The sequence below is a fragment of the Paenibacillus hebaui genome (genome assembly GCF_051934385.1).
GTDB lineage: Bacteria > Bacillota > Bacilli > Paenibacillales > Paenibacillaceae > Paenibacillus.
On record NZ_CP196836.1, the window covers coordinates 2,813,725 to 2,832,819 of the forward strand.

17 protein-coding genes are annotated in these 19,095 nt (G+C 48.8%); 13 read left to right on the top strand and 4 right to left on the bottom strand.

The window, feature by feature from the left end; genetic code table 11:
• Positions 1 to 21 precede the first annotated feature (21 nt).
• The 4 genes from treP (at position 22) to ACR32F_RS13035 (ending at position 3,924) form a co-directional block, all read left to right on the top strand.
• On the top strand, positions 22 to 2,052 hold the full coding sequence (gene treP / locus ACR32F_RS13020; protein ID WP_440119087.1) for a PTS system trehalose-specific EIIBC component: 2,031 nt from the start codon (positions 22 to 24) through the stop codon (positions 2,050 to 2,052).
• Between the two features lie 226 nt (positions 2,053 to 2,278).
• Positions 2,279 to 3,127, top strand: a complete 849-nt coding sequence (locus ACR32F_RS13025) for a chemotaxis protein (protein ID WP_440119088.1) — start codon at positions 2,279 to 2,281, stop codon at positions 3,125 to 3,127.
• A 252-nt stretch (positions 3,128 to 3,379) separates the two neighbouring features.
• On the top strand, positions 3,380 to 3,643 hold the full coding sequence (locus ACR32F_RS13030; RefSeq protein ID WP_440119089.1) for a YkgJ family cysteine cluster protein: 264 nt from the start codon (positions 3,380 to 3,382) through the stop codon (positions 3,641 to 3,643).
• Positions 3,644 to 3,720: 77 nt separating this feature from the next.
• Positions 3,721 to 3,924, top strand: a complete 204-nt coding sequence (locus tag ACR32F_RS13035) for a hypothetical protein (protein ID WP_440119090.1) — start codon at positions 3,721 to 3,723, stop codon at positions 3,922 to 3,924.
• 131 nt (positions 3,925 to 4,055) lie between these two features.
• On the opposite strand, the gene ACR32F_RS13040 is transcribed toward ACR32F_RS13035, so the two are convergent.
• The 3 genes from ACR32F_RS13040 to ACR32F_RS13050 all read right to left on the bottom strand — a co-directional run bounded on the left by ACR32F_RS13040 (position 4,056) and on the right by ACR32F_RS13050 (position 7,278).
• Positions 4,056 to 5,378 (bottom strand): MFS transporter, encoded by a 1,323-nt coding sequence (locus tag ACR32F_RS13040; protein ID WP_440119091.1) that lies wholly within the window; start codon positions 5,376 to 5,378, stop codon positions 4,056 to 4,058.
• Positions 5,379 to 5,492: 114 nt separating this feature from the next.
• Entirely contained in the window at positions 5,493 to 6,200 is a 708-nt protein-coding gene (locus ACR32F_RS13045; protein ID WP_440119092.1) for a YoaK family protein, read from the bottom strand.
• 127 nt (positions 6,201 to 6,327) lie between these two features.
• Complete coding sequence (locus ACR32F_RS13050) at positions 6,328 to 7,278, bottom strand: alpha/beta hydrolase family protein (protein WP_440119093.1); 951 nt, start codon at positions 7,276 to 7,278, stop codon at positions 6,328 to 6,330.
• 167 nt (positions 7,279 to 7,445) lie between these two features.
• On the opposite strand from ACR32F_RS13050, the gene ACR32F_RS13055 reads away from it, so the two are divergent.
• Positions 7,446 to 8,189, top strand: a complete 744-nt coding sequence (locus ACR32F_RS13055; RefSeq protein ID WP_440119094.1) for a GTP pyrophosphokinase — start codon at positions 7,446 to 7,448, stop codon at positions 8,187 to 8,189.
• Positions 8,190 to 8,243: 54 nt separating this feature from the next.
• Positions 8,244 to 9,428: a multidrug effflux MFS transporter gene (locus tag ACR32F_RS13060; RefSeq protein ID WP_440119824.1), complete on the top strand. Its 1,185-nt coding sequence runs from the start codon at positions 8,244 to 8,246 to the stop codon at positions 9,426 to 9,428.
• 137 nt (positions 9,429 to 9,565) lie between these two features.
• Here ACR32F_RS13060 and ACR32F_RS13065 read toward each other — a convergent pair whose 3' ends face one another.
• A complete protein-coding gene (locus ACR32F_RS13065) occupies positions 9,566 to 10,162 on the bottom strand; it encodes a hypothetical protein (RefSeq protein WP_440119095.1) in 597 nt (198 codons plus the stop codon).
• A gap of 285 nt (positions 10,163 to 10,447) precedes the next feature.
• Between ACR32F_RS13065 and ACR32F_RS13070 the strand changes: the two genes are divergently transcribed.
• The 7 genes from ACR32F_RS13070 (at position 10,448) to ACR32F_RS13100 (ending at position 19,095) form a co-directional block, all read left to right on the top strand.
• Entirely contained in the window at positions 10,448 to 11,446 is a 999-nt protein-coding gene (locus tag ACR32F_RS13070) for an ABC transporter substrate-binding protein (protein WP_440119096.1), read from the top strand.
• A 170-nt stretch (positions 11,447 to 11,616) separates the two neighbouring features.
• A complete protein-coding gene (locus ACR32F_RS13075) occupies positions 11,617 to 12,237 on the top strand; it encodes a flavin reductase family protein (RefSeq protein ID WP_440119097.1) in 621 nt (206 codons plus the stop codon).
• 210 nt (positions 12,238 to 12,447) lie between these two features.
• A complete protein-coding gene (locus ACR32F_RS13080) occupies positions 12,448 to 13,602 on the top strand; it encodes a type III polyketide synthase (protein ID WP_440119098.1) in 1,155 nt (384 codons plus the stop codon).
• Positions 13,589 to 14,323: a methyltransferase domain-containing protein gene (locus ACR32F_RS13085; RefSeq protein ID WP_440119099.1), complete on the top strand. Its 735-nt coding sequence runs from the start codon at positions 13,589 to 13,591 to the stop codon at positions 14,321 to 14,323. Before ACR32F_RS13080 ends, ACR32F_RS13085 begins: the two co-directional genes overlap by 14 nt.
• A 35-nt stretch (positions 14,324 to 14,358) precedes the next feature.
• Positions 14,359 to 15,558, top strand: coding sequence for an NAD(P)/FAD-dependent oxidoreductase (locus ACR32F_RS13090; protein WP_440119100.1), 1,200 nt, complete (start codon positions 14,359 to 14,361; stop codon positions 15,556 to 15,558).
• An 18-nt stretch (positions 15,559 to 15,576) separates the two neighbouring features.
• Complete coding sequence (locus ACR32F_RS13095; RefSeq protein WP_440119101.1) at positions 15,577 to 17,811, top strand: MMPL family transporter; 2,235 nt, start codon at positions 15,577 to 15,579, stop codon at positions 17,809 to 17,811.
• A gap of 258 nt (positions 17,812 to 18,069) precedes the next feature.
• On the top strand, positions 18,070 to 19,095 hold the full coding sequence (locus ACR32F_RS13100) for an alpha/beta hydrolase family protein (RefSeq protein WP_440119102.1): 1,026 nt from the start codon (positions 18,070 to 18,072) through the stop codon (positions 19,093 to 19,095).

A 19,095-nucleotide genomic window follows, 5' to 3' on the forward strand; every position in this document is an offset into this window, starting at 1 on the left:
ATATAAATGGGAAGTGACAATATGGCAATTGATAAAAAACAGGTCGAGGAGATCGTCCGAGCGGTCGGCGGCAAAGAAAATATTGAAGCTGCAACGCACTGTGTCACACGACTCCGGTTTGCCTTGTACGATGAGAGTAAAGTGGATACGGAAAGTCTGGATCAGAACGAACTGGTCAAAGGACAGTTTTCCTCCCAAGGACAATATCAGGTGGTCATCGGACCTGGACTTGTGGATAAGGTCTATGATGAGATGATTCAGATTACCGGGGGCGACCGGGCTTCCAAGGATGACGTGAAAGCCGCTGCCGGTAAAAAGCAAAATCCAATCCAGCGTGCGATCAAGACACTTTCGGATATCTTCATTCCGATCTTGCCAGCCATTATTACAGCAGGTCTCTTGCTCGGAATTAACAACATTCTGACAGGTCCAGGTATATTCTTTGATGGAAAATCACTAGTGGATGTTTATCCGGCCTGGAAGGATCTCGCATCCATTATCAATACGATTGCAAGTACTGCCTTTACGTTCCTGCCTGCGTTAATTGGTTGGGCAGCTGTAACCAGATTCGGTGGCAGTCCGCTGCTCGGGATTGTGCTTGGTCTTATTCTTGTACATCCCGATCTGCTGAGTGCATATGGTTATGCGGATGCCGTGAATAAAGGCACCGTGCCCACGTGGAATCTGTTCGGCTGGCATATTGAGAAGATCGGTTATCAGGGGCAGGTTCTGCCAGTACTGGTATCGGCCTATCTGCTCGCCAAGCTGGAGATTTTCCTGAACAAAAGGGTGCATGATTCAATTAAATTGTTAGTTGTAGCACCTGTTACATTGCTGATTACTGGCTTCTTGGCATTTACAATCATTGGTCCGGTTACATTTGCCATTGCAAATGCGATTACATCCGGATTGATCTATATTTACGATTCATATGCGGCCCTGGGTGGTCTGATCTATGGTGGACTGTACGCATTGCTGGTTATCACTGGTATGCATCATACCTTCCTCGCGGTAGACGTACAGCTAATTGGTAGCCAAGGTGGTACGTTCCTGTGGCCGATGCTGGCGCTGTCCAATATCGCCCAAGGTTCGGCGGCACTTGCGATGATGCTTGTCCTGCGTGAAAAGAAAATGAGAGGACTTGCAGCGACTTCTTCCGTGTCGGCCTTCCTCGGGGTTACCGAGCCGGCGATCTTCGGGGTGAATATTCGTTATCGATATCCATTTATCTTCGGTATGATCGGTTCTGCCATCGGTGGGGTACTGCTGACCATAAATAATGTTCAGGCAACCTCCATCGGTGTGGGCGGCGTACCTGGGTTCCTGTCGATATTTCCTAACAAGTGGGGAGTGTTCTTCATCGGGATGGCGATTGTATTGGTTATCCCGTTTGTACTGACTGTTATTTACGGAAAAGCGAAAATGAGAAAAGAAGAAAGCAACCAGCATACAAATCAGTCCATTGGAGCTGTAGCTGGAAGCAAGAAAGAATCAGATATATCCAATGCGTCTGTGGAATCTGCAAGTACAGCTAAAGATCTGAATCAGCGCTCACGCAGCGCAGCTCAGGTGGGGGATGAACCCGTCAACACATTGGAAATACTTGCGCCATTAACAGGTACTGCCGTTCCACTCGAACAAGTACCTGATCCGGCTTTTGCCGAGAAACAAATGGGTGAAGGTGTCGCGATTGAGCCTTCTGGCAACCAGGTCGTTGCGCCATTTGATGCTCAGGTAGCTCATGTGATTAAGAGCAAACATGCTGTGATTCTTGAACACGCGAGCGGTTTACAGGTTCTGATCCATGTCGGGATCAACACGGTTTCACTCAAGGGAGAAGGCTTCAAGATGCATGTTGAAGCTGGAGAGCGTGTAAGAGCTGGGCAAACGCTGTTGGAATTCGACCGCAAGGTCATTGAAGCCGCGGGATATCCACTCATTACGCCGATTATCATTCCGGATGGTCAGGATATGGTTGATCGCGTCGAGGTCACTACTGGTGATGTTACATCCAACCAGAGCGGTGTGATCAAGGTTCATTTGAAAGGCTAATTCGATACCCAATAATCAGGAAGCTGCGTTATTCGCAGCTTTCTTTTTTTGATGTGCGGTACGTTTTATTCATTTGTCCCGTGGTAAACTGTATATAGGATGAATGAACGAAAGTCACACGAACCATGATCGGAAGGCATCATCATATCAGGTCCAGGCATGTTCGAGTTGAGAAGTTCATATGGTTGAGAAAGAGTTCCTAGTCAATTGAACGAGGAGGAGAGCCATGACTCGTATTGCGGTGATGGTCATTCATGGGCTGGGTATGCAAAAGGAAGATTATGCCGATAGGCTGATTTCGCGATTGCATAAGGAATTGGATCAGGTCATGGTCTTGCCCGGGGCAGCCAAACAGGTGCTGGATATTGAACCTGTATACTGGGCTGATGTATTTGAGGATCGGGAAGAAGTGATGTTTCAGCAGCTTGTCCGCTCTCAGGGATTAAATTATCAGAGGCTGCGCCGCTTTATCATTCATTATCTGGCTGACGCCGTTGCGTACCAACCTGTGGAAAATCAAGGCCATAACTACAATATGGTGCATCGAACGCTGAATCGGGCAATGCATGCACTTGCACAGCGTAATGGACCTGAAGCCCCCCTCTGTGTCATTGCCCATAGTTTGGGAGCTGTGATTGCGAGCAATTTTTTCTATGATCTTCAATATCCGTCCAACCAAAGTCCTGAGATTGTGGATGTGACCTCTGCGTTAGAACGGGGGGATACCTTGACGAACTTTTATTCGTTTGGAACAACCTTGCCGTTGTGGAGCTTGCGTTACCATGACTTTAGCTGTCCGATTAAGGTACCCCCTCCTCTGGCACATCATTATTTTCCTGGCTTGGAAGGAGAATGGGTGAACTTTTATGATCGGGACGATATTCTGGGTTATCCGCTGCGTCCCATCGATCCGGCCTATGAGGTGGCGGTCAAAGAGGACGTGGAAATTAATTCGGGTGGTTTAATCAGGAGCTGGAATCCACTAAGCCATGGGGGCTATTTCTCGAATGGGACCATGAACCGGAGAATCGCACAGGGACTCGCTAGAACGTGGACATGGGTGAATCGTTCATAATATAAGAGGTTGTTCAAAAAGTCCGCTTTTGACTACGAAGGATGCCTAGTGGCATCATCAGCATCGAAGATGGAATTCAGCCGAAATAAGTGGATGCTTACGAAGGTTGTTTCCTTCGGAAACATTGTAGTTGCTCACGTCGTTTTCCCTACGCTCCGCTACTCCATTTCTAGCTTCATCCCATCTTCTCGGTACTGAAAACCGGTTTTTTTGAACACGTACTATAAGTATTATAATCTGGAGGGAACAACTATGGAATGCAGGACAGGCTGTGCCGCATGTTGCATCGCGATTTCTATATCATCGCCGATCCCTGGAATGGCAAATGGAAAACCCGCAGGTGTGCGTTGTGTGCAGCTAACGGAAGACAATCGCTGCGGAATTTTTGGACAGAAGGATCGTCCAGCTGTATGCAGTGGATTGCAGGCATCGGAAGAGATGTGTGGCAACACAGATCATGAGGCATTTGATATTCTGAGCTGGCTGGAGCAGGAAACTGCACCTAGTTCAGTGTGATAAGGTTGTTTTAAGTTATAAGGATAATTATACTTAATATGGAAAGGGATTGATTAGAGGAAGGGGACTCAGATGGGATGGGACTTGCCAAACGGTTTGTAGTGGTCGTTGCAAATATGATTGCAGGTCTGTGGATGGGTTTTTACAGGCGCAACTCGGACTTTTATGACAATCAGACTTCGGAGTTGAAGAGGAGAATCGGATATTTTGCATTTATTATTGTAGCAGCGGTTGTTACGGTAGGGATCGTGAGCTGGATGTACAATCGAATGTATTCATAGCAAACAAGAGAGTATCCGCAGGAAGAAAATCAGCGGATACTCTCTTTGGCATACCTCGATAGATTGAACGAAACATTATACACCCTAACGGCATAAACCTCCTGAAATACTGCCAGTCAGCAGGGAGGGAGTCAAAGTCTGTCAGCTGAGAGAGCGCGAGCCGAAGGTTTGGGTTCTTTGAACATCATATAGTACATCAGCGATGAAATCACGTATAAGCTGCCTGTGATGCTGAACGTGATCGCGTAACCCCAATACGTCCCGTACGTGGTGACCAGGTAGGATTGAACTGGTCCCATGGTTGCCCATCCAATCATAAAGGCGGTCTGCATCAACGAATTGGCGATCCCACGTCGTTTGTCGGATATTCTGTCTACCAGAATCGCTGAATGAATTGGATTGGCTGCATTCATCAGTGCCTGTCTGAATAGGAAACTCACCGAAGCAATGAACAACAGATTGGTAAAGCCCGTCAATAGAAGGAATGGAAGTGACATCACCTGGAAAATGACGACAGCGCGAACACTCCCCACCTTGGCTGCGAGAGTCGGCCCAATCAGCATGGAAACAATGGTCATAATCTGACCTAATGAAATCAATAAACTCATGGCGCTCAAGGAAACCGAGAAGCGATTGGTAAAATACAGATTCAGATACGGGACAACCAACCCGGAACCCAATCCGATTAATAACTGAGTCACTACAAACTGACCAATCAGTCGGGAGTCCTTCTTTTTTATATTCGCATCGTGCTTGTCCTTGTCGCGCTGATTGGGGCTAACATGAATGACTTCTTCAGCAGATAGTGCGGCAGGTTGGGGCAGAACCGTTGTCTGCGGAGCAACCTTATCATTCGTTACAAACAACAATGGAATAAACGCAGCAAGTGTAGCTGCACCGCCTACGAACAAAACCGTCTGTAAGCCGGTGACTTTGGCGAAGCCTGCCGAGTGCAACAGGTCTGCAAATATCCCGCCACCCAGGCTGCCAAGAACCTGAGAAGCAAGCACAAGGGAAGAATAATAGCTAAACATCTTCAGGCGCTGACTTTTCTTGACGTTCTCAGCCAGATAAGGAATGGCCAGTACCTGAAATACACCAGCGAAAAGTCCGGAGAACACGGCGAACCAGATCAGTCCGCTGGCCGAATAATCGAAGGAACGGCCAATCAGAAAGATCCCGCTGAATAAAGCCCCTGTAATGAGCAGCCGCTTCCGGTTGAACAAATCGCCACATAGTCCAATGGGAACAAACATAATGGCTGTTGCGAGCGATTGAATACTTACGATTTGGCCGTTCATTGTATCATTGTAGCCCAGGCCCTGGATGTACAGATTGTACAGGACAGAGAACATGCCATTTCCGATCTGATACAGTATACTTGCCAGAAAAAACATCTGAATATTACGGGACCAGCCCTGAATTTCCGCTTGAATCTGTTGTAGAATTCTCAAGTGTCTTCCCCCAGTCGTTGCCTATGCAATTATTTCAGTTTAACAGGAATAGGGGATTTGCGGAACAATTGACCACTGTTTATTTTGCTCCAAGAGAGTCCAACACGCGAGCAATCACGAATCCATCGTACCCCATGCGTATAATCGCGCGTACAGGGTTACTCCTCCGATTAATAGAACGGGCACCCAGACTGCAATCATCGGCAAGTGGCGAAATAAGAGTGCAGCTACAATTACGCCGCCAAAATAAATAACAACAGCCCCTACACGAAGGTAGGCATCTTCAGAGAGAGCCTTGAGCAGTGAGCCCATATTGGCGTGTCGAAGGCGATGAAGGAGGCTTACGGTATCCTCAACCACCGCAGCCAAATTATTGGTCAGTACGGTCGTTGAGATGCCGGCAATCCCGATGCGGCGTGCTGCTGTCGTTTGCATCCCCATGGCAGTGGCGAGTATAGCAATCAGTAGATAGGATAAGTGTTCCGAGTATGGACTAATCATGGCGATGGCAAAGAGCAGCAGTAGGATGCTTTCTACGGTAAATACGGTTGTGACGCGGGGGGACCAGCCATTTTTCGTATGAACATGTCCAATCATTCGGGCAGCGAGGGCATTGCCTGCAATAAAACCAATAAGTGCAATCAGAGCACGAACAACGACCATTTCCTGAGCACGTGCAATGGCGATCCCCAGCAACACTATATTGCCCGTCATGTTGGCCGTAAGCACGTGCCCCAGACCGAGATATCCGATGACATCGATCATTCCGGCGGACATGCAGAGCAGCAACAGCGAGTACTTTTGGAGGGTAAATTCTTTCATAACCATTCTTCCTTTCAACAAAAACATAACTCCTCCAGTATACAGCGATACAGCATGATTCTTCAAAATGAAAATGAAGTCCACAGCACGTAGCTACAATTAACTTGGCGTTCTGAGTGTGCCGGGTTTAGAACGATGGGGATTCCAGCCAGTCAAACATATTGTTCACCGCAGCCTGATGCATCCTTTCATGAAAATGATGATCCTGTCCACCATAGGCGTGAAATGTGACATTGGCACCTCGGCGTTTCAGCCAATGGTACATTCGGGTTCCATGACTGTAATTCACCTGTGTATCCGATGTGCCGTGCATAATAAGCACCGGGCAGCGAAGTTTATGTGCATTGGAAAGTGGAGAACGGGCGAGGTAGGCTTGGGGTGCTGCACGCGGGGAACCGCCAAGTACACGTTTTAATGTGCGCCTCAGATCTGTTCGTTCATGATAGGTACGCTCCACATCGGAGACACCGCTCCAAAGCACCAGTTTATGTACCTGATCTGGCCCTTCATTATAGATGGTTGCTGTATGTACAGCATTGATGGCTCCGCGAGAAAATCCCATGAGTGAGATACGCTCCGAATCGGCAAAAGGCCACGCTTGTGCTAGTCGATACGCGGCATGTACATCTTCGACATCACTTCCTCCATACTCGTCACGTCCTTCGCTACCTTCGTTGCCACGATATGATGGAGCAAATACGATATACCCTTTATGGACAAATTGCTCCAGCCAAGCGGTGTTTACCCCGCCATAATTACCCAATCCGCCGCGGCAATAGATCAGAACAGGCCAGCGTGTACGGGCATCGTTGATCGTTGGGTTCCTTGCAGCAGGATAACGGCTTGCGAGTTGTTGCATTTGCAGGGATTCTTGCAGGAAGTTGAAGCGAGTTAAGGCGGAGTTGCTAACGGAACTTTCACTTGCCGAGAGGGTGGGGAAGCATAATCCTTCAGGTAGACCGAGATAAGCTTTTACCCGGAGAGTGTCTGACGAATACGTCGCTTGATAGAGCAGAGAAATCAACTCCTTTATGGTTAATGGCGTGGAAAATGACAGGGATTCTTTCTTATGATGCACCCAAAATAGGTTCCCATACCTTCCGGGCTGTAACGACAGTGCTGTGTTAGAAATTCGTTTATTGTCTCCATATGATTTATAATGGTTCAAGAGACATATGAATTGAATGATGTCCTCGTACTTATAAAACTAACTTTAGTGTGCAGAAGGAAAGGAAGAAAACCATAATGAACGCACCACATCCGATCGATCAATTCAAGAAATTCAAATATGAAATTACGAGATTTATGATGATTTATAAATTTGCTTTGGATCAAATGGAAACCAAAATCGAAGTGCTGAAGGAAGAATTCCAGTCCCTGCATGATTACAGTCCGATTGAACATACGAAGTCCAGACTGAAGTCACCTGAGAGCATAATGAACAAGATGTTCCGCAAAAATCATGAGTTAACCTTTGAAAGTATCAAACAAAATATCAAGGATATCGCCGGAGTACGCATTACCTGCTCCTTTATCTCGGACATCTATCGTATTAAGGATATGCTGTGCAACCAAACTGACCTGCGCGTGCTTGAGGTAAAAGACTATATCGAGAATCCGAAGCCAAACGGCTACCAAAGCCTTCATCTTCTGGTGGATGTGCCTGTGTACATGTCCACTGGTGAGGAACATGCTTGTGTGGAGATCCAGATCCGTACCATCGCGATGGATTTCTGGGCAAGTTTGGAGCATAAAATCTTTTATAAATACAATAAAGACGTACCTGAGCGTTTGACCAAGGAACTCAAAAGTGCAGCAGACTCTGCGAACGCGCTTGACCAGCAGATGGAGAGACTTCACCGGGAGATTCAGGAGATTAAGGATGCTGATAATGATCGGGATGAAGAAGAGCTGCGCCGTATTATCATTAACAACCAGCAGTTCACCTTGCCGTCTAACCTGCTCAAGTTGCTGGGTAACGGAGAGTAACCTGTGAAAAGCACACCGACATCGCTAAACACTCACTCCACATCCCGTGTGCGGATGGCATTAATTCTGGGGACACTATCGGCCTTTGGGCCGTTGTCCCTAGACATGTATTTGCCAGCACTGCCCACGCTGGCCGATGAATTCCAATCTTCGACCTCCTATGCCCAGCTTAGTCTGACGGCATGTATGGTAGGGCTGGCGGTAGGACAACTGCTCGCCGGGCCTTTAAGCGATGTGCGTGGCCGCCGAACGCCGCTTATTGCGGGTCTTGTGCTGTATACGATCGCATCCATACTCTGCCTGGTCAGCCCAACGATGGGTTCTTTTGTTGTGCTTCGCTTTATTCAGGGTGCAGCAGGAGCCGCCGGGATTGTCATTTCGCGAGCGGTTGTAAGGGATGTATACTCTGGCCCCGAGCTAACACGATTCTTCTCCCTGTTAATGCTGATTAATGGCGTCGCACCGATTGCAGCACCCATTATCGGCGGACAATTGCTGGTATATACGTCATGGCGGGGCGTATTTATTTTGCTGAGTGTCATTGGCATTTTGACTTTAGTAGCCGTGGTCTTTGGTCTCGGAGAGACACTTCCTTCAGAGCGCAGATCCAATGGGGGACTGAAGCAGACCTTGGTCACATTCCGCAAAATTGCAGGGGATCGCTTGTTTATGGGATATGCCTTAACCCAGGGATTCGTAGCAGCGGGCATGTTTGCCTACATAGCAGGTTCACCATTTGTGCTTCAGAAAATATATGGAGTCTCTCCGCAGATGTTCAGTGTCTGCTTTGCCATTAACGGTTTGGGTATCATATTGGCAAGTCAGATTGCCGGGAGATTTGCGGGAAAAGTATCTGAAACTCGGCTGTTGATCGCCGGGCTGTTAACTGCTGCATTGGGAGGAACATCTTTGTTGGTCGCCGTACTGGCGGGAGGTAATCTGATCTCGGTCCTGATCCCGTTATTTCTTGTGGTATCCAGTGTAGGGCTTGTCAACACCGCTTCCTTTGCGCTTGCAATGGCTAATCAGGAGAAGTCGGCAGGCAGTGCGTCAGCACTTATCGGGGTTATGACGTTCCTCTTCGGTGGTATTGTTGCTCCGCTCGTAGGTTTGGGAGGAGAAGGCACTGCTGTACCCATGGGGATTGTTATCGCCTGTGCGGATCTGGGTGCATTGTTGATTTACTTTGTGATGGTAGGTAAGCGAGCTAAGTCTCAGAACGACCAACAGTTGACGTGAACATAGGAACCCTTAATGGGTTGCTTTCGTGGAAGTAGAAGTAACTCTGATTCAGTCGACAAAAAAACGCCCCAATGTGGAAGGGTATATCCCTCCAGTTGGGGCGTTTGTTATATGACCGAACAGATCTTTAAGATCTAGCAAAGAGCGAACAAAATTTGTGTGTTAAGCAGAATGCCTGGCGTAAGAAACGGATAGAAGTAACCTACGACAAAACCGAACAGATTAATGGCTGGCCACATCAGGTAAACATCATTGTACGTGAAAACGAGTGACCATTTGTTGTAACAAAAGTGGGGTAGTACACGTTGTTCGTTATCCCGAGGCGCTGCTGCACCTGTTTGTGCAAATTGTACCGCCTGGCTCAGGCTCTGTGGCTGCTGCTGGATAAACAGCGGAAGAAGACCCGGGCTGCTTTTGATCAGGTTATACAGAAAAACCATTTCTGCGGGTGGTTGACCTACTGGGCGTGGGTATGCACCGAGCAAGGTAGGTAGATTGCCCTGAGCGAGCTGAGCGGGTACGCCCGGTGCCGTGCCAGGAACTCCACCTGGGAAGTATGGCGGTTGACCGCCCGTTCCTCCGCCAGGAATAAAGGGTGGATAAGAACCGGGCCCTCCAGGAATACCTGGGATCGTCTGACCACCAGGTATTCCTCCTCCCGGGAACAAAGGGGGCAGCTGGAATGAACGGTCTTCTCCGTAGCCAATAACCGGGTTGTATACGTAATCCATGTACGAACATCCTTCCTGTCGTCGTATTCTGAAATCATCATATGGCGGCATCCGCCTAAGTGTGAATCATGCGACTGGAGAGCGTATTCGATTATAAATGGCATAACTGCATTGACAACTTGATTGATAACAATTATCATTGTCAATGAAATTAAAAAGTAAGTATGCCTATTATATGTACAATCAGCGAATATACCGTTTATATGTACGAGTAGTGAATATAACGTTTGAATCTGGCATAACGGCTCAATCATTGAGGTGTTCATTATGAAGGGGGGTAATGAGGTGTTTAACAGAAATATAAAGGCAATCATGCTTCTGATCACTGTCATCGTGATGTCCATTTGGCTGGCAGCATGTGGAACGAAGCCGGCAGAGAATGGAGCAACGGGAGAGACCAATGCGGGAACGAAGACCGAGACACAGTCAGAAGCTCCGACAGAACGTACTCTGGCAGATGCAATGGGACATGATGTAACCATTCCAGCGAATCCGGAGCGTGTTATCGCATCCTATCTGGAAGACCATCTGGTTACACTCGGCGTTAAGCCAGCTGCCCAGTGGTCTATCAACAATGGAAGTGGTTTGCAAGATTATCTGCAAAAGGATCTGAATGGTATTCCCGGAATTGCAAGTGATCTTCCTTTTGAAGTCGTGGCCAGTTTCTCACCAGACCTGATCATTATAGGGTCTGAAAGTACAGTAGAAGGGGAAAAGTACGAACAGTACAACAAAATTGCCCCAACCTATGTTCTCGGTGATGATATAAACAAGGATTGGCGTCAAGCACTATTGAAAATAGGCGAGATTCTGAACCTATCGGATAAAGCGCAGAAAGCTCTTGACGATTATGATGCAAAAGCGAAGGAAATAAAGGAAAAGGTGGCTTCTGCAACAGGTGGTACCAAGTCAGCAGCAGCATTGTGGCTGTTTAATAACAAGTTTTATATTGTAAGTGAGAATGTCTCCAGTGGTGATGTAATGTACAATGAACTTGGGCTTGTAAAGCCTGAAGTCGTGAAGGAAGTATCCGCCAAGGCAACAGGCAACTGGTCCGAGATTTCCCTGGAAAAAATCGCAGAAATGGATGCTGACTATCTATTCCTGGTGAACAGTGATAAGGGAGCAGGGGCAGAAGCGTTGAAAGATGCAGTGTGGCAAAGTATTCCCGCTGTGAAAAACGGAGATGTTTATGAATTTGAAAGCACGCGCAGTTGGTTATATAGCGGTGTTCAAGCCAATACACAAATTCTGGAGGATATTCAGAATAGTATTGTCAAGTAACAGATATCTGATTCGAAGCTGCAGGTTAAATTCCTTGATGCAATGGGCATCAAGGAGTTTTTTGTTTTTTTTACTTTTATCGATATATAATGACAAAGAAGTATAGCTCGAAAAAGACATTTAACGATTCACGATTCACGTTTCACGATCAGGGAAGGGGAACAATTCATATGTATACATTAGACCCGCAGGAACTTACGGGCAGAGAGAACTATAAACTGATGAGTGGTTCGGTTGTGCCTCGGCCAATCGCCTTTGTGACTACCCTGTCTGAAGATGGCAGCGTAGTTAATGCAGCGCCGTTCAGTTTCTTTAATGTGGTGAGCTCTGATCCGCCGCTGTTATCCATATCTATTGCACGCAAGAATGGAGTTATGAAAGATACGGCTCGCAATGTGCTTGCTCGAAAAGAACTGGTTGTACATATCTGTGATGAATCGATCGTAGAGGATATGAATGAGACGGCTGCCATGCTGGAGCCACATGAAAGTGAGCTGGAGAGGACAAACCTGACTACTGTACCAAGTACAGTGGTATCCGTGCCGGGAATTCAGGAGGCGCTCGTACGTATGGAATGCCAATTATATCAGCATATTCCTATCGCGAACGATGAGGGCAAGCCTGTAAGTGATTTGATTTTGGTTCGTATTAAGCAGTATCATTACAGTGAAAAAGTGTATGATCCTGCAACAGGTTATATTCTGATGGATCAGCTGAAACCGATCAGCCGGTTGGCTGGTAATGATTATGCCAAACTTGGTGAGAGATTTACGGTGATCCGGCCTGAATAGAACCACCAACAGCTTTTTGATGTAAGGCTAGCCTTGATGTATATAGGGTTTCAACTCAAACGGGATAAGGCGGACAACTCTTGCGTAATTTGCATGGGCTGTCCGCCTTTGCTTGTTTGGTGAACATAAACGGAGCATGGCTTGAATAGACTTGTACTATATCCTGCACATGTGACATGAACCTATTTTATATATAAGGAGGTTGAGCGAATGAATCAGTTTGAGGGAACAACGGGGGCAAGCATCATGGGAATTGGAACGGCCTTGCCTGCCCACCGCATTGAGCAAAAAGATGTATCTGCCCGTCTCGCGCAAGCTCTGGAGCATGAGCCGGATTCCAGAAGATGGGCGAAGCGAATATTCAATCAGTGCGGTGTCGAGACTCGTTATACTTGTGAACCGAACCTGCTTGAGCCTGTGGAATCTTGCCGCTACCTGCCGTTTACGCAGGCGGAGAACGTTCCAACAACAGCCGAACGTATGGCCAAATACAAGGCCGCAGCCGTTCCACTGGGCTTGGAGGCCGCAGGACAGGCTCTTGAGGATGCAAACGTAACTTCTGTGGAAATCACCCATCTCATTACCGTAAGTTGTACGGGTCAATTTTTGCCCGGTCTGGATGTTCGGCTGATTCAGCAGCTGGAACTGTCACCGCGTGTGAACCGGATTCCGCTTGTGTTTCAGGGTTGCGCTGCTGGCTTGAAGGCTGTACAACTGGCCAATTCCATTGTGACTACAGATCAAGCAGCTACAGTTCTTATTGTATGCGTGGAACTGTGCACCCTTCATTTCCAGCCTTCCGCCAAGCGGGATGACCTGTTTGCTGCATCCTTCTTTGGGGATGGGGCGTCTGCTTGTGTTATCGGTCTATCGGGTACAGGCCGCAAAGAACTGTTCCGCCTTGGGTGCGGACATTCGGTGCTGCTTCCCGATAGTACAGAAGAGATGATCTGGGAAGTGGGCAATGCCGGCTTCGACCTGTATCTCTCACCACAGATTCCAAAGTTGCTCGGTTTGCATCTGGGACCGGAGGTAGAACGACTGCTGAACAATAGCGATTTGCCAGAAATCTGGGCGATCCACCCGGGGGGCAGAGGCATTGTGGATGCGGTGCAGAAGCTTTATCAGCTGTCGGACGAGCAGGTCGCATTTAGCCGAAGCATTCTGAGGGATTACGGCAATTTGTCATCCGTTACGATTCTGTTTGTTCTTCAGGCCATCCGAGAGGATTACAGGGAGCGAAAAGAGGCTTCCAGCGGGATTGCGCTTGCTTTTGGGCCGGGACTGACCGCGGAATTGCTTCCATTCACGTATGTACCTGCTTCCGTTGAGAAAAGAGAGCCTGTGAATCATGGCACGATTTAGACCATTAGCCAACAGGGCGACCAGACAGGAGTTAATGGATGAGCACGATATCGCGGGAGGCGTGGAGCTGCGGCAAGCCCATCAACATCTGCGCTGGTTGAATCGGATCTTCAACGCTTCGCGTCCTTCGCTCTATGGAATAGAGCATTTGTGGAAAAAGGCGGGTGAGCCTGAGACTCTGTCCATTCTTGATGTGGGGGCGGGTTCAGGTGATATCAATCGGCGTATTCTGCGCTGGGCAGATCATCATCATATTCGCATCACTATTGAATTGGTGGATCTGACAGCTGAGGCATGCGAAGAGGCGAGAGCCTACTTTGCCGACGAACCTCGTATACAGGTTCGTCAGGACGATGTATTCAATCTTCCAGAAGCAAGTGCAGATATTGTAACGGGAGCTCAGTTTCTACATCATTTTGATGAACGGCAGATTCCAGAGGTGTTGGGGCAGATGCTGCGCATTTCACGTTATGGTGTAGCGATTAACGATATTCATCGACACTGGCTGGCCTGGGGGGCCGTTTGGTTGACGACCCGGATCATATCCCGCAATCGTTATATTCGTCATGATGGGCCATTGTCGGTTGCCAAAGGTTTCTGTGCAGAGGACTGGAGGCGTCTTAGAGCTGTCTTGCCGTCAGGACAGCAGTTGCATTATGCCTGGCAGCCTCTGTTCCGTTATGCGGTTATCCTCCCACATGAAGGTACGAATCACTGTTGATCCAACAGATGATTAAATAAGGAGGGCGAATGAACATGAATATAGCGGTGGATGTGGCCATTGTGGGCGGCGGCATTGCGGGCAGCAGCTTGGCGATTCAACTCGCGAGGAAAGGCTGGAGTACGCTTTTGCTTGATCAGCAATCTTTCCCCAGACATAAGGCTTGTGGAGAATTTCTGTCTCCCGAATCCAAGCAAATGTTAACTTCGCTAGGGCTGGAAAATCTGGATCAGATCCTGAAACCTGTGCCCATCCAGCAAGCCAAACTTATTTTTCAGGACGGAGCAAGTGTGGATATGCCTCTGCCTGGGGAAGCCTGGGGGATTAGTCGATACGCGCTGGATATGCAATTACATGGAGCCGCGATGGGAGCAGGTGCTGACATTCGTGAGCATAGCAAGGTGGTAGCGATTCGACCGGAGGCAGGAGAGTTCAGCAATGGATATCGGTTGGATTTCCAAACAAGAGGCGAACAAGTGAGTATTCATGCCCGGACCGTGTTTGCCGCGTGGGGATCAAGGCGTCAGCCTCAGTTGTTGCCATCTGTAAGACGTTCTGCCAATGAAAGAATGACCCGTCGGTCAAAAGCGCAGGTCAAGACTGGAGGGTATGTCGGTGTTAAATCGCATTATGAAGGAATTCTCGGAGGGAACGCAGTGGAGCTGTATTTCTGCGAAGGGGGTTATATTGGCCTTGCTCCGGTAGAGCAGGGGAGGGTCAACATTGCAGCCCTGCTGGAACTGGGCACGGTACAGAAGTGGGGCTCCAGTGTACACGACATTCTTGCTGCGGCCTCCAAGACCAATGTGGCTCTGGCGGAGCGACTTCAAGGGGCGGTTCCTGTTGCGGGTACTGCTGTAGCGCAGGCGCCCGTTCATATGACTACGCGTCCTGATCCCTGGGGAATCGTCCCGCATATCGGTGATGCGGCCATGGTTATACCGCCCTTGTGTGGGGACGGGATGTCCATCGCGCTACGTTCCGCGCTGAGAGCAGGCAACATTGCAGGGGACTATCTGGCTGGACGATTGTCGGCTGAAGAATGGAAAGGGAAGCATATTCTTCAGATGGATCAGGAATTCTCCGGGCTGCTCAGGCGGGGAGCATGGTTGCAGACGGCTTGCCGTATGCCAGGTATGCTGAAGCTTTTTCCCGGTGCAGTCCGATTGTTTCCTCCGCTGCGCAGAATGTTGGTCAATGCCACACGACTCAAGGAAACAGGATTACCAATCTGATATCAGAGGAGCTTGGGTATGGGTTATCGCAGGCTTGCTGTCCTCATTAGCCGATATCCGCGGTTCATCATTCTCTTCTGGGTGTTCGTCATCGCGATGTCAGCGGTCTGGGCGTGGAAGCTGCCCGGTATTGTTCAGGATCATGGTTTGAACTTAAACCAGGGAGATGCTCACGCGGTTGAGCTTATTCTTCAGGAGCAGTTCCATTTATCTGCTGATCCGGTTGTTCTTTTTTTCGAAAAAAGGGCAGATACTGATCCCGCTGAATTCCATGGGTGGGTGAAAGATCGCCTGGAACAAGTACGCATGGTTTCAGGTTTAACGTCCGTTGTCTCTCCCTTTGATTCACCTGGAACTCGGATGTTCCGGGAGGGTGCGGCCTATGCGTTGCTAAACTTTGATATCCCTTCTCACCGAATGGGTCCCACTCTGGAACAACTGCGATCCATGCTCACGACAGATGGACCGGGAACGATCCGAATGACAGGGAAGGCGGTTGTACAGCAGGATGTAAATCGTTTGAGCTTTCGCGATCTGGAACGAGCAGAGGTGCTGGGTATGCCGCTTGCTTTGGTGATTCTATGTCTTGCTTTCAGGGGGTTCCGTGCCGCTCTGATTGCAGTGATCATGGGGGTGTCCGGTGTGATTACGGCTATGGGGGTTACCTCACTCATGGGCTATCATCTGGCGCTCTCCAACTTTATTATCAACGTTATTCCCATGGTGGGGATGGCGCTAAGTATAGACTTTGCGCTGATCATACTAAGCAGATACAGGGAGGAACTTCACCGGAGACACACAAATGAAAGAGAAGATGAAGTCCTGCAGAGAACGATGCGTACAGCAGGGAGAGCGGTATTATTTTCTGCCGCTTGTGTACTGCTGGGCCTCTTGGGTCTTCTCTGGATCAGGATGCCCATGTTTCTGAGCGTTTCTCTAGGAGCAATTATCGTTCTGGTGATGTCGGTATTGCTGAATATAACGCTGTTGCCTGCCATTCTGTCTCTCTATTCTGTTCGGATCTTCAGGCGCAAGTCCAGGCATCCAATGAACTTAAATCGGGAACGGCACAACCCATCGTCGCAACCTCGCGGGATGTGGCAAATCTGGTCAGGCATGATTATGAAACGCCCGGTTCGAATGGCGCTGCTCGGAACGGGAGCACTGCTTCTTTTTGTTCTTCCGGTTGCGCAGTTGCAGCTGGCCATCCCGGATGCTTCCTCTCTGCCTGCTAGAATGGAGTCTCGTCAGACTGCGGAGCAGTTAGAGAATACGTTTGGACAAAAGAATACTTCCTCCGTTGATATTGTGATAGGGAGTACAGGAGAACAACTGACACCCGCCCACTGGAAGTTGGCGCTCCATAAAGTGCGTGAGCTCCAGATGGATTCGAATGTGATGGGCATTGAATCGGCCTGGGGCATGATGATTCGGCCGAACAAGCCGGTTTTCCATAGCCCATTTCCAATGGCATCTTCATCTCTGTCGAATCCACCGAAAGGAACAGAGTCTCAGCAGTCTACGTGGTTGCGTTCAACGGTTTCTGACCATTTCATTCGTATTGTTGCTACCATACATGGAGAACCCGGCTCCGATCAGGCCGCAGACTGGCTGGAACAGATGAGGACCAGAGACGATGTGGCTCCAGCCAATGGCATACGGCTTCGTTATGGAGGGGAAGCTGCCAAGCAGGATGAGATCATGCAGGAAGTTACAGGGCAATTACCCAAAGTACTGGCTTTTGTCGTGGTATCGAATATTCTCGTGCTGCTCGCGGCGTTCCGATCATTGCTCATTCCCGTCAAGGCTATCCTGATGAATCTGCTCAGTTTGGCGGCTTCCTTCGGCATACTCGTATGGGTTTTCAATCAGGGGCATCTTGGTATGGAGCCATCCGCTGTTGCGATTATGATTCCCGTATTCATTGCTGGCCTCGTCTTCGGTATTTCGATGGATTATGGTGTGTTTATGCTGACCCGCATTCAGGAGGTATACAGACGAACAGGAGACAGTGATTTGGCGGTACAGCAGGGGCTGGCTTCCACAGGAAGTCTGATTACATCGGCGGCCGCGATTCTGCTTGCGGTGACTGTGCCGTTTGTATTTGCTGATGTAGCGGGCGTGAGACAGCTGGGGATCGGGATAACGGCGGCGGTGCTGATTGATGTTACAATTATCCGTCTCGTACTGGTACCTGCACTGATGAAACTGATGGGCCGATGGAACTGGTGGCTGCCAGGATACAGGGAATGAAGGCTGCCAACAACGACTCATTAAACTTAGTTATTACATGCACAGGATACGTACATGATCAAGAAGGATGTTCTCGGGCCTCAGCTCAGGCGTACGGGATGTTCTTTTTTTGATTAAAATGATGAGAATTCATTCAAACCAGGCAATAATGTTCAATTCTCGGGTGGCAGGGTTGTTTTATAATAAATAAGAAATAAGATAGGTCCAACATATAAGTCTTTCACATACGTCTATCATAGAAGAAAATAGGAGGTACAAATGGTAATATCGGAAATTGAATCCTATCTGCAAAAACAAACAAGCCCGCGCGGACGTTCAGCTTATCAGGCGGGTCAATCCCTTGAGCAATGGCGCAGCCAGCTGCAAACACGGGTAAAGGAACGGCTGGGCGGTTTTCCAGCCGTGGCGGCTGAGCTGAATCCTATATTGCTGGAGCGCACGACGTGTGAAGGGTACATCCGAGAGCGCGTGGAGATTACGACCTATGTGGGATTGCGTATGCCCATCTATATTTTGATCCCGAATGAAGTAAGCGTTACCAAAGAATCTCAGCCTGCTATGGTTGCCTGTCATGGACACGGGTACGGCAGCCGTGAGATTTCGGGTATGGAACCGGACGGTTCACCACGAGCAGGAGAGCCAGGATTACACAAGGATTTCGCGGTGGCTCTTGTACATCGGGGATACGTGGTTGCTGCTCCGGAACTGCTTGGATTCGGTGATCGGAGGTTGGAGGAGGATCGGGATGAACCGCCAGGTGTGAGTTCCTGTACCAAAATTGCAGCACATTTGCTGATGGTAGGGAAGACCCTCGCGGGCCATCGAATCTATGAGACGATGCGTGTGCTCGATTATCTGTCCACCCGCCCTGAAGTTAATTCGGATCGCATCGGCAGCATGGGCATCTCGGGTGGCGGGCTGGTGACGGCATTTACAGCTGCGCTTGATGAACGCTGTCGTGCCGCTGTTGTGAGCGGATATGCAAACACATTTCATGGTAGCATCCTGGATCGCAATCACTGTTTGGATAATTATGTACCTGGTATTCTGCGGGAAGCGGAGCTGCCGGATATTATCGGCCTAATTGCTCCAAGGGCCCTGTTTATCGAAGCTGGAAGTGAGGATCAGGTATTCCCGCTACATCCAGCAAGAGAGGCATATGCACGATTGACAGAGATTTATGGACAGTATGCTGCGCAGGACTCGCTGGGTGCGGACTTTTTCACAGGTGGACACGAAATCAGCGGAGCCAAAGCCTATGACTGGCTTGAGAATGTACTGTAA

Excerpts from the sequence above, each read along its gene's own strand:
- treP (WP_440119087.1), top strand. The coding sequence starts at position 22 with ATGGCAATTGATAAAAAACAGGTCGAGGAGATCGTCCGAGCGGTCGGC.
- ACR32F_RS13025 (WP_440119088.1), top strand. The coding sequence starts at position 2,279 with ATGACTCGTATTGCGGTGATGGTCATTCATGGGCTGGGTATGCAAAAG.
- ACR32F_RS13030 (WP_440119089.1), top strand. The coding sequence starts at position 3,380 with ATGGAATGCAGGACAGGCTGTGCCGCATGTTGCATCGCGATTTCTATA.
- ACR32F_RS13035 (WP_440119090.1), top strand. The coding sequence starts at position 3,721 with ATGGGACTTGCCAAACGGTTTGTAGTGGTCGTTGCAAATATGATTGCA.
- ACR32F_RS13045 (WP_440119092.1), bottom strand. The coding sequence starts at position 6,200 with ATGAAAGAATTTACCCTCCAAAAGTACTCGCTGTTGCTGCTCTGCATG.
- ACR32F_RS13055 (WP_440119094.1), top strand. The coding sequence starts at position 7,446 with ATGAACGCACCACATCCGATCGATCAATTCAAGAAATTCAAATATGAA.
- ACR32F_RS13060 (WP_440119824.1), top strand. The coding sequence starts at position 8,244 with ATGGCATTAATTCTGGGGACACTATCGGCCTTTGGGCCGTTGTCCCTA.
- ACR32F_RS13065 (WP_440119095.1), bottom strand. The coding sequence starts at position 10,162 with ATGGATTACGTATACAACCCGGTTATTGGCTACGGAGAAGACCGTTCA.
- ACR32F_RS13075 (WP_440119097.1), top strand. The coding sequence starts at position 11,617 with ATGTATACATTAGACCCGCAGGAACTTACGGGCAGAGAGAACTATAAA.
- ACR32F_RS13080 (WP_440119098.1), top strand. The coding sequence starts at position 12,448 with ATGAATCAGTTTGAGGGAACAACGGGGGCAAGCATCATGGGAATTGGA.
- ACR32F_RS13085 (WP_440119099.1), top strand. The coding sequence starts at position 13,589 with ATGGCACGATTTAGACCATTAGCCAACAGGGCGACCAGACAGGAGTTA.
- ACR32F_RS13090 (WP_440119100.1), top strand. The coding sequence starts at position 14,359 with ATGAATATAGCGGTGGATGTGGCCATTGTGGGCGGCGGCATTGCGGGC.
- ACR32F_RS13095 (WP_440119101.1), top strand. The coding sequence starts at position 15,577 with ATGGGTTATCGCAGGCTTGCTGTCCTCATTAGCCGATATCCGCGGTTC.
- ACR32F_RS13100 (WP_440119102.1), top strand. The coding sequence starts at position 18,070 with ATGGTAATATCGGAAATTGAATCCTATCTGCAAAAACAAACAAGCCCG.